General features: G+C 68.3%; 15 protein-coding genes. 3 read left to right on the forward strand and 12 right to left on the reverse strand.

All coding sequences use genetic code 11. The features are described from left to right. Positions 1–62 precede the first annotated feature (62 nt). The gene (locus ON19_RS14280) at positions 63–389 is read right to left on the reverse strand and encodes a Zn-ribbon domain-containing OB-fold protein (protein WP_255218384.1); all 327 of its coding nucleotides are present in this window, start codon (positions 387–389) and stop codon (positions 63–65) included. A 331-nt stretch (positions 390–720) separates the two neighbouring features. Here ON19_RS14280 and ON19_RS14285 point away from each other — a divergent pair, with 331 nt between their 5' ends. After that, positions 721–4017 (forward strand): protein kinase domain-containing protein, encoded by a 3297-nt coding sequence (locus ON19_RS14285; protein WP_043691377.1) that lies wholly within the window; start codon positions 721–723, stop codon positions 4015–4017. Between the two features lie 31 nt (positions 4018–4048). Here ON19_RS14285 and ON19_RS14290 read toward each other — a convergent pair whose 3' ends face one another. From ON19_RS14290 to ON19_RS14305, 4 genes are all read right to left on the reverse strand, one after another. Beyond that, on the reverse strand, positions 4049–4825 hold the full coding sequence (locus ON19_RS14290; RefSeq protein ID WP_306307043.1) for an alpha/beta hydrolase: 777 nt from the start codon (positions 4823–4825) through the stop codon (positions 4049–4051). 253 nt (positions 4826–5078) lie between these two features. Then, positions 5079–6065 (reverse strand): LLM class flavin-dependent oxidoreductase, encoded by a 987-nt coding sequence (locus tag ON19_RS14295; RefSeq protein ID WP_227954727.1) that lies wholly within the window; start codon positions 6063–6065, stop codon positions 5079–5081. Positions 6066–6180: 115 nt separating this feature from the next. Then, the gene (locus ON19_RS14300; RefSeq protein WP_051168869.1) at positions 6181–6462 is read right to left on the reverse strand and encodes a cold shock domain-containing protein; all 282 of its coding nucleotides are present in this window, start codon (positions 6460–6462) and stop codon (positions 6181–6183) included. 290 nt (positions 6463–6752) lie between these two features. Beyond that, a complete protein-coding gene (locus tag ON19_RS14305) occupies positions 6753–7172 on the reverse strand; it encodes an Hsp20/alpha crystallin family protein (protein ID WP_043691598.1) in 420 nt (139 codons plus the stop codon). A gap of 145 nt (positions 7173–7317) precedes the next feature. Between ON19_RS14305 and ON19_RS14310 the strand changes: the two genes are divergently transcribed. Continuing rightward, complete coding sequence (locus tag ON19_RS14310; protein WP_043691381.1) at positions 7318–7671, forward strand: MerR family transcriptional regulator; 354 nt, start codon at positions 7318–7320, stop codon at positions 7669–7671. 9 nt (positions 7672–7680) lie between these two features. Here ON19_RS14310 and ON19_RS14315 read toward each other — a convergent pair whose 3' ends face one another. The 6 genes from ON19_RS14315 to ON19_RS14335 all read right to left on the reverse strand — a co-directional run bounded on the left by ON19_RS14315 (position 7681) and on the right by ON19_RS14335 (position 13358). Beyond that, complete coding sequence (locus tag ON19_RS14315; protein ID WP_043691383.1) at positions 7681–8100, reverse strand: ATP-binding protein; 420 nt, start codon at positions 8098–8100, stop codon at positions 7681–7683. Between the two features lie 333 nt (positions 8101–8433). Continuing rightward, on the reverse strand, positions 8434–8880 hold the full coding sequence (locus ON19_RS14320) for a response regulator (RefSeq protein WP_043691385.1): 447 nt from the start codon (positions 8878–8880) through the stop codon (positions 8434–8436). Continuing rightward, on the reverse strand, positions 8877–10502 hold the full coding sequence (locus tag ON19_RS14325) for a sensor histidine kinase (RefSeq protein WP_051168860.1): 1626 nt from the start codon (positions 10500–10502) through the stop codon (positions 8877–8879). The genes ON19_RS14320 and ON19_RS14325 overlap by 4 nt, the downstream gene beginning before the upstream one ends. Further along, positions 10499–11740, reverse strand: a complete 1242-nt coding sequence (locus tag ON19_RS14330) for a PP2C family protein-serine/threonine phosphatase (RefSeq protein WP_051168870.1) — start codon at positions 11738–11740, stop codon at positions 10499–10501. Before ON19_RS14330 ends, ON19_RS14325 begins: the two co-directional genes overlap by 4 nt. 241 nt (positions 11741–11981) lie before the next feature. Next, the gene (locus tag ON19_RS41860; RefSeq protein ID WP_157229698.1) at positions 11982–12146 is read right to left on the reverse strand and encodes a hypothetical protein; all 165 of its coding nucleotides are present in this window, start codon (positions 12144–12146) and stop codon (positions 11982–11984) included. Between the two features lie 162 nt (positions 12147–12308). Further along, positions 12309–13358 (reverse strand): fused (3R)-hydroxyacyl-ACP dehydratase subunits HadA/HadB, encoded by a 1050-nt coding sequence (locus ON19_RS14335; protein WP_043691387.1) that lies wholly within the window; start codon positions 13356–13358, stop codon positions 12309–12311. 365 nt (positions 13359–13723) lie between these two features. On the opposite strand from ON19_RS14335, the gene ON19_RS14340 reads away from it, so the two are divergent. Further along, on the forward strand, positions 13724–15244 hold the full coding sequence (locus ON19_RS14340) for a catalase (RefSeq protein WP_043691389.1): 1521 nt from the start codon (positions 13724–13726) through the stop codon (positions 15242–15244). A 638-nt stretch (positions 15245–15882) separates the two neighbouring features. Here ON19_RS14340 and ON19_RS14345 read toward each other — a convergent pair. Further along, on the reverse strand, positions 15883–17361 hold the full coding sequence (locus ON19_RS14345; RefSeq protein WP_157229699.1) for a hypothetical protein: 1479 nt from the start codon (positions 17359–17361) through the stop codon (positions 15883–15885). Positions 17362–17439 lie beyond the last annotated feature (78 nt).

The raw sequence follows: 17439 nt of genomic DNA on the forward strand, positions 1-17439 counted from the left end.
AGGGCCGTAGTCGTCATCGGTGCGCGATGGCGACTTCAGAGCAACGGAATGGCCGGGGCGCGTTACCTGCCGGGCTGTGCCGGTTGAGCGGCATTGTTCGAGCTGCGCGGACCAGGATTGACGGCGAACACCGGGAATCTGTCCCCGCGCGGACGCGCGTGGAATCGCACCCGGACCGGCGTAGCGGAGGAGGGCGGCAGCTGGCCGTGGATCGTCGTGTACAGCCACGGACCCTCGTCGAGTTCGACGATGGCGATCGGGGATCGCTTCGTCTCGGTGTGCGAGTTCGCGGCGCAGTTCAGCACCCGCCACGAGACGATCGACCCAGCACCGGAGGACGGCACCCACTCCAGGTCCTCGGATCGGCAGGACGAACACGCTTCGAACACTGGCGCCAGCAACCTGTCACAGCACCCGCAACGCCGGATCATCAACGTCGTCTCCGCGCAGCCGGCAGGGTTGTCGCCGCCGGCTCGAGCGTGCTCCGGATCGTACTGGTCCATAGAAGCCTCGGTGTGATCGTGCTGATGTAACCAACCACGCCAGCGTCTCGCGCGCGCACGCCCACCCGCGACGGCCGATCGGCCGCGGATATACCTATTTCTGCCGACGGCGCGTATCTCCTCCGAGTTCGCTCCGCCGCAGGTCGCCCGGCGATACGCTGGCCCTGGCGAGAGGTGAGTGCATTGCCTGGTGTCCGGAACTGATGCTGGATCGCGTGTGACCGGTGACGATCCGTCGCACACCCGCCGTGCGGTGAGCACACCGATCACGGCGGAGTTGGACGCGGCTGGTTTCGAGGACGCGGTGCAGATCGGCCGAGGCGGCTTCGGCGTGGTGTACCGCTGCTGGCAACCGGAACTGGACCGGACGGTAGCGGTGAAGGTGCTGACCGCGGACCTGGATGCCGACAATCAGGCGCGGTTCCTGCGCGAGCAGCGGGCGATGGGCCGGTTGACCGGGCATCCGAATATCACGACCGTCCTGGAGGTGGGGGCTACGGCGGGCGGGCATCCGTTTCTGGTCATGCCGTATCACGCACTGGACTCGCTGGACGCGTGGATCCGCACGCACGGTTCTCTCACGGTGGAGAACGTATTGGTGATCGGGGTGAAGATCGCCGGTGCGCTCGCCGGCGCGCATCGACTGGGGATCGTGCATCGGGACGTGAAGCCGGGCAATATCCTGCTCACCGAGTACGGCGAGCCGACGTTGACCGATTTCGGTATCGCCCACATCGCCGGTGGGTTCGAGACGGCTTCGGGCATGGTCACAGGGTCATCGGCGTTCATCGCGCCGGAGGTGCTCGAGGGGAATCCGCCGACTCCGGCGGCCGATGTGTACGGACTGGCGGCGACGTTGTTCTGCGCGCTGACGGGGCATGCCGCGTTCGAGCGTCGCAGCGGGGAAAATGTGGTGACGCAGTTTCTGCGAATCGCCTCCCAGCCCGTGCCGGACCTGCGCCAAGGCGGCATTCCCGAGGATGTGGCGGCACTGGTGGAAACCGCGATGAGCCGAGACAGCCACGAGCGCCCGACGGCGGAGGAATTCGGGCAGGCCATCCGGCGGATTCAGCAACGCCACGGCTTTCCCGTCGGTGCGATGGCACTGCGGACAGCATCCGATCCCGAAGGGGCGGACAAGGTTCCAGCGCGCGGCCACCGTCCGCCGGACCTCGCAGCCGACGCCAGTGGCGGAAATCTGCCGCTGGAGTTGACCAGTTTCATCAACCGGCGCGCCGAGCTGGCGGAGGTGCGGAATCTGTTGTCGACCTCGCGGCTGGTGACGTTGACCGGCATCGGCGGTGTCGGCAAGACGCGGCTGGCGCTGCATGCCGCATCGCGGGCGCGACGCGATTTCGCCGACGGGGTGTGGTTGGTGGAATTGGCCGACGTGTCCGATGCCTCGCTGCTCGTCGACATGGTGGCGGCCACCCTCGGGCTACGGGACGAGTCGGCCACTCCTCTGCTCGATGCCCTGGTCGCCTTCCTGAATCCGCGGCAAGCGCTGCTCGTGGTGGACAATTGCGAGCAGGTGGTGGACGCCGTCGCGGAGCTGACCGGCACGGTGCTGCGGACCTGCTCCGATGTGCGGATCCTGCTCACCAGCCGGGAATCGTTGAACATCGCCGGAGAAGCGGTGCTGCGGGTGCCGCCGCTGGCGGTCCCCGATCCGGATCACGAGCCGACGCTGCGGGCGTTGCCGAGCTTCGACGCGGTCACCTTGTTCACCGATCGCGCGGCGGCGGCGGTGCCGGGTTTCGCGGTCGACGAGGGCAACAAGACGGCGGTGGCCCGGATCTGTGCCCGGCTGGACGGGTTGCCGCTGGCGATCGAATTGGCGGCGGCGCGGCTGCGATCGCTGTCGCCGCAGCAGATTCTGACCCGGCTCACCGATCGGTACGCGTTGCTGACCAGAGGCAGTCGCGGCGCCCCGTCGCGGCAACAGACGCTGCGGTGGTGCATGGACTGGAGCTACGAGTTGTGCACGCGGGCCGAGCAGCGGTTGTGGGCGCGGCTGTCGGTCTTCGCGGGCACTTTCGAACTCGATGCCGCCGAGCAGGTGTGCGGCGCGGACCCGATCGAGGACCCGGAACCCGACGCCGCCGGGCGGACCCTGCTGGACGTGTTGTCCTCCCTGGTCGACAAGTCGATCCTGGTTCGGCAGGATTCCGACACCGTGGTGCTGTTCCGGATGCTCGAGACGCTGCGCGACTACGGCCGCGAAAAGCTCCGCGCCTCCGGCGAATACGCCCAGCTGCGCCGCCGCCACCGCGACTGGTATCACCACTTGGCACTCGAGGCGGAAGACCAATGGATCAGCCACCGGCAGCCCGACTGGATCGCCCGGCTGGAACGCGAACAACCGAACCTCCGGGAAGCGCTGGAAGCCTTCCTGGCCGAGGACACCGAGGAAGCCGCGACGGCGGGGTTGCGCACCGCCGCGGCCCTGTTCGAGTTCTGGGCCGTACGCGGGCTGTTCGGCGAGGGCCGGTCCTGGCTCGACCGTGTCCTCGCCCACCCCGCGGCGCGCTCGGTACCCGACCGGGTGAAGGCTCTTCGCGTCGGCAGCCAACTGGTCGTAGGGCAGAGTGACTTTCACTCCGCGGCCGCTCTCATGCTGGAGGCGCGGGCGCTCGACGAGAAAGCCGGGACCTCGGCGACCCACATCGAGATCGCCTACGGGTCCGGGGCCCTCGCACTCGCTCGCGGAGATCCGGCTCGCGCGTCGTCCGCACTCGAACGTGCCATCGAGTTACTCGGTGCGCACGAACCGGGAACGCTCCTCGTCAGTGCCCTGACCTCGCTGGGTCTGTCCTGCGAGATGTGTGGTGACGTCGCGCGCGCGGTGGAGTGTTATCGCGACGTTCTCGCCATCACCGAGGCCAGAGGCGAATCGCTCGGCCGGTCGGTGGCACTGCGCGGCATCGGTGTCGCCGCATGGCGACAAGGCGACCGGGAGACGGGGCGGCGAATGCTGGAGGAGGCGTTGCGCGTCAACCGGCAGGTCAACAGTCCGGTCATCGCCGCGCTCGTTCTCGAGGCAATGGCCTGGATCGTCGCGGACGAAGGCGGCGCCGAGCGCGCGGCCGTGCTGATGGGAGCCGCGCAGGGGCTCTGGCCGGCGGACGGGTTCACGACCGTCTTCGCGAGGTTGTCGGGTTTTCACGAGGAGTGCGAGCGCACGGCTCGGCGCACCCTCGGGGCGCAGGGCTTCGATGCGGCGCTTCGACGAGGCCGAGCGATGGACATCGGCGCTGCCATGACGTTCGCCCTCGGGAACCGCCCCACCGACACGCCGCCCTCAGGTGCGTCCGCGCAGCTGACCAAGCGTGAGCGGCAGGTCGCCGACCTCGTCGCCCAAGGACTCAGCAACAAGCAGATATCCGCCAGATTGGTGATCTCGCAGCGCACTGCCCAAGGCCACGTCGAGCACATCCTGACCAAACTCGGCTTCACCTCGCGCGCCCAGATCGCGGCCTGGGTTGCGGTGGGTGCCGATCGAGAAAATCCCTGACCGGGTGACTCGGATGACTCGGACGAGCCGATCAGGTTCGGCCGATTCCGTTGAGCGCCTTGTCGAGCGCTGTCATCCGGGCTCGGGCGAAGGCGCGTGCGACGGGCGTGCGATGCTCGATCAGGTCGAAGCCGTGGTAGCCGCCGCGCACTTCGTGCACGGTGCACGGGACACCCGCCTCGCGCAGCCGGTCGGCATAGAGGATGTTCTCGTCGTAGAACAGATCGTTGGTGCCGACGCCGATCCAGGCCGGCGCTGCCGCTGAGAGATCCTCGTAGCGGGCCGGCGCGGCCAACGGCGGTACCGCGTCGGTGGCGTCCCGGCCGAGGTAGGCGCGCCATCCCAAGCGGTTGTTCCGCTGGCTCCACATGCGCAGGCTTCCCGGCGCGATATCGGTGCGTGCCGTGGTCCGGTCGTCGAGCATCGGGTAGGACAGCGCCTGGAATACCGGGCGGACCTCGGCACGCTCGACGGACAGCAGCGCCAGGGCGGCGGCCAGACCCCCGCCTGCGCTCTCCCCGGCGATCGCCACGCGTTCGGGGTCGACGTCGGGTTGCCGGGCGAGCCAGCGCAGCGCGGCGTAGCAGTCTTCGAGGGGCGCCGGATACGGATATCGCGGTGCCAGACGGTATTCCACCGATGCGGCGACGGCGCCGAGCTGCCCCGCCGCGTGGCGGCAGAAGCGATCACCGAGCGCGGCCGAGCCGATGACGTATCCGCCGCCGTGAATGAACAGCACCGCGGGCGCGGGTCGCGCAGCCTGCTGCGGCCGGAACACGCGCACGGAAACATTCGCGTCGATCTGCACGATCGTTCCACCCGAGGGACGGCTGTTCCCCGCGAGGCGGGTCAGCCGCCTGGAAAGGGCGAGCGCGCGTGGACCGCCAACGGAACGGGGCAGGAAGCGAGCCATTCGCAAGTCGGGGTGGAATGCGTGCTCGGCAGGCATCATCGATCGTCCGTTCTGTCCGGGCCGGCGGCGGTCGCGTCAGCCGACCGCGGCCGAGGCGCGGAGGGCGCGACGACGCCGCCGTCGACGAGCAGGTGTGCCGGTACCGCGCTCACAGCTGTGGCATGACCTCGGCGGCGAAAAGCTCCATCGTCGCGGCGGCCTGTTTCGCGCCCGTCATGAAGACGAAAGACGAGATGCCTTGCTGCGCTCGCGCACCCAGCCGGTCCACCAGCATGGCGGGCGTCCCGATGTAACCGTCGTCGACTCCGAACGCCTCCGCGGCGAAGCGGTGCCGGATTCGCGAGCGCAGTTCAGGGAGGTCACGCTCGTGCGGGGCCACCGCCAGGACGGCCTGATGCGATCTGCGGATATGGCCCGGATCCCGGCCGACGCGTGCGCATTCCGTCTCGAGCACGCCGGTGAGCGCCGCCCAGTCGCGCAGCCCATAGGTGGGGACGTTCCAGACGTCGGCATAGCGAGCGACCAGGGGGAGGGTGTATTTCGGCCCCGCGCCTCCGATGTGGATCGGCGGACGCGGCTGTTGCATCGGTCGCGGCCGGTTGGGCATGTCGCTCACCTGGTAGTGGCGGCCCTGGAACGAGGTGCGCTCGGAGGCGAACATGCGGGTGATGATCTCGAGCGCTTCACCGAGCCGCTCCGATCGCTCCGCCGCCGACCCCCACGGCAAGCCCGCCTGCCGGTGCTCCGCTGGGATCGAACCGCTGCCCAGCCCGAATTCGAGCCGACCCCGGGAGATCACATCGAGTGTGGTGGCCATGCGCCCGAGCAGCACGGGGTGCCGGAAGTTGTTGCACAGGACCAGAGTTCCGACACGCAGCGTCGTGGTTTCGGCGAGCAGTGCGGTGGCTGTGGTCCACGCCTCGAGCGCCGGGTGGTCGGGGAGCCCGGGAGCGTAGAGGTGGTCGAACAACCACAATGTGTCGAAGCCGGTGCGCTCGGCCGTTCGCGCGAGGCCCGACAACGTCTCGTAGTCCGCGACGATCTGGGGAACGTAGATCCCGAACTCCAGACCGCCGGAAGTTCTGCCCCTCCTGTGCGGCGTAACCGGATCAGGGCGCGGCATGTCCGTCGTCACCCGACCACCTCCGAGGGATTGCGACTTTCGGCTACAGATCCGGCAGCACCGGACATATATGTCCGGTTATATCACTGCAGGGTAGCGGCCGAGGTCGGTCCCGCGAGATCTCGGCTCACGCCTGATCATCGAGCTGGGTCGCTCGAGCGTCCGGAAGGAGGGGGCGCACCGCTGTGGCTTCGGGCCCCCGCTTGCGCATGGTGGCGCGGAAAAGAACGGGTTGGCCCGCCATCAGTGACTTGTATCCGGTGGTCTCGATACTGGTGTACTCGACGAAGACCGGCACGGGGTGGTCGGCTGGCTGAAGGAATCCGAAGCCCTTCTCGATGTTGAACCAGACCACCGTGCCGCGGCGCCAGAAATCCGCCGCGGTGCGGTGCTCGGGCTGATCGGTCACGGGGCGATGGGGCCGGGTCACGCGGCGCTGCGGCGCGTCGGATCGGAATGCATGATCCGGTTCCACCAAGCGTCCAGGGGGCTTGGGTCCGGCCAGACAACCGCTGCTTCGGGCGAAACCCCGGCTGCGGCCTCGGCGTGTGTGAGCAGAGGGTCGCGTACTTCGGTGGATGCCATGATCGGGTTCTCCATCAGGTGTTCCGTAGCTCGAGAATAACCTCTGTGCGGCGATGTCCTACGCGTTCCGGAGCGGGCCCGGGACTCCGAGCCCGCCCGGTCGGCGCGGCCGGGTCAGACGTCGATCGCTTTGTGCCCGTTGCCGCGACCGATCTCGATCTTGCGCGGCTTGGCTTTCTCCGCGACGGGAATCGTCAGGCGGAGGACACCGTCGGTGTAGTCGGCGCGGATATTGTCGGTGTCGAGGTTCTCGCCCAGGAACAGCTGGCGGCTGAACACGCCGCGGGAACGTTCCGCGGCGATCATCTCGCGGCCCGCGTCGAGTTCCGGACGACGCGCACGCACGGTCACCACATTTCGCTCGATGTCCAGGTCCAGGGACTCGGGGTCGATTCCGGGCAGATCGAACTCGACGACGAACTCCTCGCCCGCGCGCCAGGCATCCATCGGCATCACCGCTGGATGTGCCTTCGTGCCGAACACCTGCTGCGTCAGACGGTCCAGATCGCGGAACGGATCGGTGCGCATCAGCATGGTCGCCACCTCCACCTCACTCCATTCTTTGTAGTAGGGGCCAGATAACCTCTGTCACCTGGTACAGATTTTTTATAGCATCGAGAGAAGTTGAGCGCAAGGCGCTAAACTAGGAAATCTGTTGGACGACGCGAAGTGAGGATGGATGGCGCAGGAGAGGGGCGACTCGGGGCATCTGCCCGATCCCGGCCAGGCCGTGTACGGGATCTCGGTGGCGGCCGGACTGGCGGGAATCGGCGTGCAGACGCTCAGACTGTACGAGCGCCACGGGTTGCTTACTCCCGCGCGCAGCGACGGGGGCACCCGCCGCTACAGCGGCGACGATCTGGCCCGCCTGCGGCGGATCACCGACTTGGTCGCCACCGGCGTGAACCTGGCAGGCATCCGCCGCATTCTCGACTTGGAGGATGCCAATGCCGACCTGCACGCCGACAACAACCGATTGCATGCCGACAACGTCCGTTTACGAGACGCGCAGGACAGCCCGTCGGAGTTGTAGGTCCGCCGATCACTCCGTGAAGCGTGTGCGCAGATCCACGACCGTGCCGGAATCGCCGGTGATGACGCTGACCTCTGGAATGAGCGCGCGAATCAGCGGCATGCCGCGCCCGCGCATCGAATCGGCTTGCGGATCGGGTGGTTTCCATCGCCCGCTGTCGGCAATGGTCACCCGGAGTTCGTCTCCGCTGATCGACGCCCGCAAACGGACCACGCCCCCGTTCCCGCGATGACCGTGCTCGACGGCATTGGTACACGCCTCGCCGACGGCGAGCAGCACGTCGTAGGCCGGACCCGTCGCCATTCCGGAGTCGGTGAGCCATTCCTGGAGCGCGTGCCGGACGGTTGCCAATTGGACGGCCTCGGCAGGGAAATCCAACTCCAGCGGCGTCAGGGCGCTGGGTAGCGGGACCCGGTCGCCCGCGCTCACGAGCGCGTACCAGCCGCCGTAGTCGTGCGTCTCTCGCGGCCCGCGCTTCTCGTCGTCGTGCCGTCCCTAGGGCGTCGATGCGCCGTCACCTCGTTACCTCCCTGTCGGGGATCGGTGCGCTGTATCCGCGCCACGACGAGCACGCGGGCCGTCGTCGGGCTCGGCTGCCGTGTTCGCCGTGCGTGTGCCATGCTCCCCGAAGCTATACCCAGTCGATCAACCGGCATTCACTTCCGCGGTTCCGCTCGTGGCAACCCCGCCCCGCCCCGCGTGCGGCGATCCCGTAAAGCGCTGTGCCGCAGTCGCGACGACGCGGTGTCGGGCCTGCGGACGCTACTGGCTCTGACGGGGGAGCCGGACGACCTGGACGAAGAAATCGTCGATCTGCTTGATGGCGGCGACGAACTGGTCGAGGTCGACCGGTTTGGTGACGTAGGCGTTGGCGTGCAGCCGGTAGCTGCGCAGTATGTCCTCTTCGGCCGCGGAAGTGGTCAGCACCACGACCGGAATGTGCGACAGATCGGGATCGGCCTTGATCTTCTCCAGCACCTGCCTGCCGTCGTACTTGGGCAGGTTGAGGTCGAGCAGGATCAGGTCCGGTTGGGGCGCGTCCGCGTGCGCCCCTTGGCGGTAGAGGAAGTCGAGGGCCTCCTCGCCGTCCCGGGCCACGTGCAGGTTGTTACCGATCTTGTTGTCCTCGAAGGCCTCTCGCGTCATCAGCTCGTCGCCCGGGTCGTCTTCGACGAGCAGGATGTCGATGGGCCGGCCGGGATTGGTCATGCGGTGACTCCTTCGTGAGCGGGGGCGTCGGCGGTACGGGCGGCGCTGTCGGCATCGGCGGCGCGCAGCGTGAAGCAGAAGCGGGTGCCCGCGGTGTACTCGGTGTCGATCCAGATCCGGCCGCCGTGGTACTCCACGATCTTCTTGCAGACGGCCAGCCCGATGCCGGTTCCGCTGTACTCCTCCCGATTGTGCAGGCGCTGGAAGATCACGAACACCTTCTCGGCGAATTCGGGTGCGATCCCGATGCCGTTGTCGGAGACCGACAGCAGCCAGCCACTGCTGTGCTCGGCCTGTTCGCAGGTGATCTCGATCTCCGGGTCGCGGTCGGGTTCGCGGAACTTGACGGCGTTGCCGATCAGGTTCTGCCAGAGCATCGTCAGCAGTGTTGGATCGCCGATGATCTCGGGAAGCTCGTCCGGGCGCCGGACGAGCGCGCCGGTGTCGTCGATCGCCGCGGAGAGATTGGTCAGCGCCTTGTCCAGGGTCTGGCCGAGGCCGGTCGGGACGTTGCGGTCGGTGATCCGGCCCACGCGGGAGAAGGTGAGCAGATCGTTGATCAGCACCTGCATCCGTTTGGCGCCGTCGACGGCGAAGTCGATGTACTGCTTGCCGCGCTCGTCGAGCTGGTCGCCGTACCGCTTCTCCAGCAGCTGGCAGAACGCCGCCACCTTGCGCAGCGGCTCCTGCAGATCGTGCGAGGCGACGTAGGCGAACTGCTCCAGCTCGGTATTGGACCGGCGCAGCTCCTCGGCCTGCAAGTCCAGATCGGTCTTCTGCTCGGCGAGCACGGCTTCCTGGGCCCGCGAGGAACTCAGCTCGGCGACGATGCGGCGGCGCATGCCCTCCACCGCGTTCGCGACGCTCGCGAGATCGGCCGGGCCGTGCGCGTCGATGTGATGATCGAAGTCGCCGCCCGCGACCCGCAACGACGCATCCGTCAGATAGCTGAGCGGGCGGGCGATCAGGCGCCGGACCAGCACGGTCAGCAGCACGCCGGTCAGCAGGAACGCGATGACCATCCCGGCCAGCACCGCGTCCCGGACCGCGCGGGTGTGCGCGAGCTGCTCTTCGTCACGCGCGATGGCCGCCGCGAGGCTGTTGTTCTGGATTTCGAAGCGCGCGCGCAGTTCGTCGAACAGCGGTTTACCGCGGGTCGGGGTGGCGGGATCGCTGCCACGGGCCGAGCCGGAAGCCAGCGCCGCGACCAGCGGCTCGGCGTACTCGGTGCGCCACCGCCACGCGGCGGCCTCCACGGCGTCGAGTTCGTCGAGCAGTGGTTGCCGGTCGGCGAGCAACTCCCGCAGGCGGGCGACCGATTGGGACTCGTCCCGGGTGCCGTCGCGGTAGGGCTGCAGAAACTGCGGGTCGGCGGTGATCCCGTAGCCGCGCAGACCGGTCTCCTGATCCACCAGTGCGCTTTGCAACCGGTAGGCCTCCGTCGCCGCGGGCATGGATTTGTCCAGCAACCGATCGGTCACCCGGTTGGTCTGGGCGATCACCTGGGCGCCCGCCACGGTGCCGATGATCACCACCAGCACCATCGCGGCCAACACCAGCTGGAACCAGGCCTGGGCGGTCAACCGCGCGCTCAGGGGCGTCCGGCCGGTCTCGGTGGTCATCGCTTTTCGTCCTGTTCTCGATCGTCGCGGTTCCACCCCAGATACAGGATCGCGACATCGTCGTCCAAACCACCCGATGCGCTCGCCAGCGACTCGACCCGTCCGATCAGCTCGTCGACGAACCAGTCGGGATCGGCGGCTCGGACGGCGCGCGCGACCTCCATCAGGCCCTGCTCGCCGAGTCGTTCCTGGTCCGTGCCGACTCGACCCTCGAACAGCCCGTCGGTGAACACCATCAGCCCGGAGCCCAGCGGCAGGTCGAGGTCGTGGACGGGCCATTCGGCGCGTCCGGGAAGGAAGCCGAGCGCGGGCCCGCCGGGGACCTCCACCCAGGTCAGCTCGGTGGCCGAGCGCAGCAGCATCCCGGGGTGCCCGGCCCGCAATACCTGCGCGCGCCGCCGGCCGGGGTGCAACATCAGGCTCGTGACCGTCGCGAAGGTCTGCCTGCGGGTGCGTTCGGCCAGCAGGACCTGTTCGAGCAGCCGCAGCTGCCGGTCGCCGGTCACCCCGCTCAGCACCAGGGTGCGCCAGGCCAGGCGCAACGCCACACCGGTAGCCGCCTCGTCGGGCCCGTGTCCGGACACGTCACCGATGACGGCGTGCACGGTGCCGTCCGCGTCCTGCACCACGTCATAGAAATCGCCGCCCAGCAGTGAATGCGCCCGGCCGGGACGGTAGCGCGCCACCACGTCCACTACGCGCTGTTCGCGCAGCAGTGGGGTGGGCAGCAGGCCTCGTTCCAGGCGCGCGTTCTCCTGTGCCCGCATGTTGCTCGCCTGCAACGCCGCGCTGGTGCGCTCGGCCTGCTTGCGCTGAATCGCGTAGCGCACGGCGCGCCCGAACAGTTCGGGCTCGACCCGCCCTTTGACCAGGTAGTCCTGGGCTCCCGCCGCGACCGCGGCCAAACCGGTCTGCTCCTGGTCGAGGCCGGTCATCACCACGATCGCGACCTGATCGGTGTGCTGGCGGATGCGGTCCACCGCCTCGAGCCCTTGGGCATCGGGGAGGTGCAGGTCCAGCAGCACGCAATCGGGTTCCGCCGCGGCCAGATGCTCGGCGGCCTCCGCCAGTGACCGGACCCAGTGCAGCCGCAGGCCGGGGGCGCCGTCCACGACCAGTTCCTCCACCAGCAGCGCGTCCCCGGGATCGTCCTCGATCAGCAGCACCGAAGGTTGCTGCCACGGCCAATCCGCGTTCACGATCACCTCGGGATCGTCGTCCGTACCGTCACGCCGCACGGAAACCACCGGTCGCGGGTCCAGTTGTGGCGGATCGAATGGCAGCACTACTGCCGACGTCGGCCGACACCGACAACCCGGTCTCCGATCACCAAGGGGCGGCACGAGCGCACGCCGACTGTCTCAGCGGCCGTTTGCTGGACCGAGAGCCAGCCAAGATCGTATCGGATCTTTTATCCGATCGAGACATAAGGCGTTGACCTGTGTGGAAGGGAAGGACGGCGAACGGTGCCGCCGAGAATCAGACCGAGGTGCCCGTGAGCCGCGCGGTGTCCCGCACGTCCTCCCGCGCTGCGCCGGCGCGGCGCGGGGAGCGAAGTTCCGCCAAGCTGCGTGCGACGACCGTGGCATGGATCGCGATGACGGCAAGGGAAGCCGAGCCGATCACAGCAAGAAGCACAACCACGACAGATACCGGTCCTTTCGGGTGCGAGCGGGCCTGCTGCCCACTCGATCGGGTGCCGAGTTCGCATCCGCCGATCCCGGCGGTCGCGCGCTCCGTACTCCAACGTGCCCCGGCGTCTCCGGACCAAACACACGATTCCGGTGCCGCGAACAGCTGCTGGGATCACGCGAGGACGACCTCGGCCGTCGCGCGGCCGAAGATCCTGCGTCCGTCGTGCTCGGCGGTGATCGCGAGGGTGGCGGTGCGGGTCTGCGCGTCCAGGTGTTTCACCCGGCCCGAGAATTCGATGCTGCCGCCGGTCACGCCTACGTGGACGGGATTGGTCAGGCGCACGTTGTAGGAGCGCAGGCCGGTGGGGTCGCCCAACCACGACGTGATCAAGTCCACACTGAGGCCGATAGTGTACATGCCCTGGGCGACAACGGTTTCCAGCCCCATTCGCGCGGCCGTCTCGGTACTCCAATGGATGGGATTGGGGTCGCCGGCGACTCCGGCGTAGTTCACCAGGTCGCCCCGGCTGACCGTGAGGGTGCGCGGGGGAAGCTCCGCCCCGGCAGCCACCGCGTCGAACCGGCGCAGCCGCGGGCCCGCGGGCGCGGTGCGCGCCTCGCTCACCGGCTCGGTGCCGTTTCCCACGTATCGCGGCTGCGGCGCCCGGCGAGCCCGCTGGGCTTCCGGGCGCGCGCCGTGCATCACGACCGCGTCGAACCACGGCGGAAGAGCCTCGTCGGACCGTCCGACCAAACTGGTCCGAGACGTGAGGACGGGCCGATCGTCCTGGTCCAGCATGGTCTGGCGAAGCCCGATCAGATCGCCGCCGAACGCGTGCCGGAACGAGTCCAGGCACATCTCGAAGCCGATCCGGTCGCCGGCCAGGAGCGGGCGGTGGAATTCGATCATCTGATCGGTCTGAATGGTCCGGCTCAGGTCGTAGCCGGGCAGCATCGTGTCGAACACTTCGGCGTAGGCGAGGTAGCCGGGCACCGCCCCGAAGGTCGGGGGAGCGAGCAGGCCGTCGTAGCCGAGGTCTGCGGCGGCGTCCTCCGACCAGTGCGCGGGATGATGATTGCGCACCGCGCGGGCGTACTCGCGGATCTTCTCGCGACCGACCTCATAGTGATCGCCGCTGCGATACCGGCGCCCGACCATCGAGGCGGGAACCGCGGGATCGGTCACTTCGTTCGCACCCGACGGGGCAGGGATTCTGGACATCGCGGGGGAATCTACCCAACGAAGACCGGAATTCCGGTCAGCCCGCAACACGCGCCGTTTCGCGGCCGACGGCCTCCGCGAACCGGTCGCGTCCGCCGCCGCTTTTACGGCGGCTGCCCCGGTCAGCGATAGTTTGAGGACCGGGCCCCTGGGAAGTCGATCGACAGAACCGACGGAAGGGCCATCGCGGCATTCGGTCGGCGAGGGCCGCGCTCCTCGGCCGGCAGTCCGGCTCCGAGAGCCGACCGGCATCAGCCGGCCCGCCGACCCCGTGAACCATCGCCGCCACGCACCGCGGTACCGCGCCGCTCGTCCCGACGGTTCGTCGCCGGGCTTTCCGCCCGTGCTCGGAGGAGAGGAGAGAAATGCCTGTTCCGAACTACACCACCGACGACGCCGGAATCCCGGTTCCCAGTGACGAGCATTCGCTGACCGTCGGTCCGGATGGACCGATCCTGCTGCAGGACTGGTATCTGATCGAGAAGATGGCGGCGTTCAACCGCGAACGGGTGCCCGAGCGTCAGCCGCACGCGAAGGGCGGCGGCGCGTTCGGCGTCTTCGAGGTTACCCACGACGTGAGCGCCTACACGATGGCCGACGTGTTCCAGCCGGGCAAGAAGACCGAGATGCTGGCGCGGTTCTCCACCGTGGCGGGCGAGCGCGGCAGCCCGGACACCTGGCGGGATCCGCGCGGGTTCGCCCTGAAGTTCTACACCGAGCAGGGCAATTTCGACATGGTCGCCAACAACACGCCGATCTTCTTCGTCCGCGACCCGATGAAGTTCCAGGATTTCATCCGTTCCCAGAAGCGCCGCGCCGACAACAATCTGCGCGACCACGACATGCAGTGGGACTTCTGGACGCTCTCGCCCGAATCCGCCCACCAGGTGACCTGGTTGATGGGCGACCGCGGCATCCCCCGCACCTGGCGGCACATGAACGGCTATTCCAGTCACACCTATATGTGGGTGAACGCCGCCGGGGAACGGTTCTGGGTCAAGTACCACTTCAAGACCGATCAGGGCATCGAGTTCTTCACCCAGCACGAAGGCGATCAGATGGCCTCGATGGACACCGATTACCACACGCGCGACCTGTGGGAGTCGATCGAAGGCGGCAACTATCCGAGCTGGACGCTGAAGATGCAGATCATGCCGTTCGAAGAGGCGAAGACCTACCGGTTCAACCCCTTCGACCTCACGAAGGTGTGGCCGCACGGCGACTATCCGCTGATCGATGTCGGCAAGATGACCCTCAACCGCAACCCGGCGGACTACCACACCGAGATCGAGCAGGCGGCGTTCGAGCCGAGCAATTCGGTGCCGGGCACCGGCCCGAGCCCGGACAAGATGCTGATGGCCCGCTGGTTCTCCTACCCCGACGCCCACCGGTACCGCATCGGCGCCAATTACAAGGAGGTGCCGGTCAATACGCCGCACGCCACCACCGTCCGTTCGAACAGCAAGGACGGCGCGCTGCGCCACCACAACCCGGGCGATCCGGTCTATGTGCCGAATTCGAAGGGTGGCCCGCACGCCGATCCCGCCGCCGCGGGCCCGCCCGCGACCTGGTACGCCGACGGCGAACTCGTGCGCTCGGCGTACACCATGCACCGGGACGACGACGATTGGGGTCAAGCCGGGACCATGGTCCGCGACGTGCTCGACGACGCGGCGCGCGAGCGGCTGGTGGACAACATCGTCGGACACCTGCTGAACGGTGTCTCCGCGCCCGTGCTGGAGCGAGCGTTCGAGTACTGGCGCAACGTCGACAAGAATCTCGGCGACCGGGTCGAGGCCGGGGTGCGCGCGAAGCAGGACGAACGCGACCCGAAGGCGGCCGACCAGGCCAATCCGGCTCGCTCGTCGGCGCAGGCCAAAGCCTGACAGACGCGTCCGTCAGGCGTGACGACGGTCGCTTCGGCGTGCCCGCTTGCCGCACGGCGAGCGGGCACCCCTTTGACGCGGCAAGACGGTTGTGATCGTTTCGTTATCGCCAGTGGGCGTGTCTCGTTGGGGCTCTCCGATTTCCTGCGGAAGCATGACTGCCGGATCCAGTGGACCGACAGCACCGTGGTGTATCGAATCATTTCGAGGCTCGGTGACGTCCCTGTGGCACCCCATGGGTCGCGCCGGGCCTGCCGACGGAGATCGGAGGACCGCGCCATGGCGTTCGACGCCGATATTCGATCTGATCGACGCTCGCACCGAAGTTCGTGGCAGGCCGTCGCGGCGGGCGCTGCCGCCCTGGCCGCCGCGGCAGTGCTCAGCGCCGCGCCCGCAACCGCGCAGCCTGCGTCGAGCAGGGCACCCGATATTCCGGCGGAGGTGCCCATACCCGGTGGATTCCAGGGTTTCTCCGGGATTCTGCGATTCCTTCCGCCCGCCCCGCCCCAGCCGCAAATGCCGCTCGGTCGACTGGTGCCAGATCACGGCCCGTGGACCGCTCCGACGGCATACGGATAGGTATCCACCGCGATCACCGTCTTGCCTGCGACGTCGACCATCGGCCTGCGTCGTGCCGGTCATGAAACGTTGTGGCCGCCATGTTTTCGCGCTACCCACAACGTGCGCCGGGCAACTCGGTTCGGCGAGCTCGGCTCGAGCCGCTGCCACCGCTTGGGGATCACCTGTCCGTTGATCAGGCCGTATCGGCGCTGCGGCCGTAGCACGGTGATCCGAGCGGGGGCTTTCCTCGGCACGGCACGGATGACGAGGCCGATCGCACAGCCGGCCACGATGGCGAATGCCGCCCATCCCGAACCGGAGACCACGGTGAGCGGGCCCCAGTCGCCGAGATACCGCGGCGGAACCATCGTCCAGTCGAATGACTCGGTACGAATCGGTGCCACGGTGGACGGCCGCCAGAGGACCGCGATCGCCAGGATGCTGCCCGCGGTTCGCGGCCGGATGAAGGCCGCGCAGTACCCCGCGGCGACGGCGAGCGCGGCCGTGGTGAAGTTGCGCACGCCACCTGCCGGAGCGGTGGCTGCGAATAACGCGACAGCCGCGAGCAATCCAACGCCGACCAGCGGATTCGGTAAACGGCTTCGGGCCGGCGGCTTCGACGACCGGGTTCCGGACGGCCGATTCCATGTTCGGGTTCCGGCCAGGTAGCCCAGCACGATCAGCCCCAGCAGCAGTGGCACGCTCCATGCCGGTCGCGGCCCGTTGCCCACCGCGCTGCCGGTGGCGCTGAGCGCGACCGCGAGGTAGATCGCGATCCCGTCCCGGCGCGGCAGCAGCCATGCCGCGACGGTCGCGGCCAGCAGCGTACACAGTGCCGTCACGAGCAGTTCGACGCCGCCGTCGTCGTGGCGGAAGCGCCACTGCGCGACGGCCAGCTCCGTCATCACCAGCACGATCGCGGCGATCACGGGGCTGAGCGGCAGCTCCGGGTAGATCGGTTCCGGCGCGAACCGTTCTCGCGTGACCAGCTGACACGCCAGGATCAGCACGACCACCGCCGCGAGCAACCAGAGGGGCTGCGTTCCGAATACCGACCACACGTGCGGTTCGGACGTCGCGCGATGCGGATTCCCCAGCAGGCCCGAGGCCTGCGAGAGCGTGATGACGACGAAACCGCCCACGCCGCCCAGGACGAAACCGGTCGCGGGAATGCGGCGGCCGAGTACCGCCACGCCCGTCGCGCCGAGCAGGATTCCACTGCCGATCGCGTCGAGGTATGCCGCGGTCGTCAAGATGTCCGGTGAGGCGCTGTGCGCTTCGATGGTGTGGGTGATCAACAGCAGCAGTGTGGCTCCCAGCGCGATCCACCACGCGGTACGAGAGCGGGCCAGACTGACCGCCACCACGGCCGTGACCGCCGCGACCAGCACCCCGATCGCCGCCTCGCGGGGCACGCTGAGGACCAGCCGGTTGACCTGGTAGGGCGTGCAAAGGCAGGTCCGGCCGTAGCTGAGCGGCACGACCAGCAGCAGCCCGGCCACCGCGGTAGCCAGGAACGCCGTGCCGCCCTCGAGCGCTTCACTCCGTCGGACCACTTCACAGTCGTACCCAGCGAGGACGAACCGAACATCGCGCCCTTGCCCGGTCTGTGCGTCCATGGTCTGCCGGCCGCA

Source organism: Nocardia abscessus NBRC 100374, from assembly GCF_000308455.1.
GTDB classification, from domain to species: Bacteria; Actinomycetota; Actinomycetes; order Mycobacteriales; family Mycobacteriaceae; genus Nocardia; species Nocardia abscessus.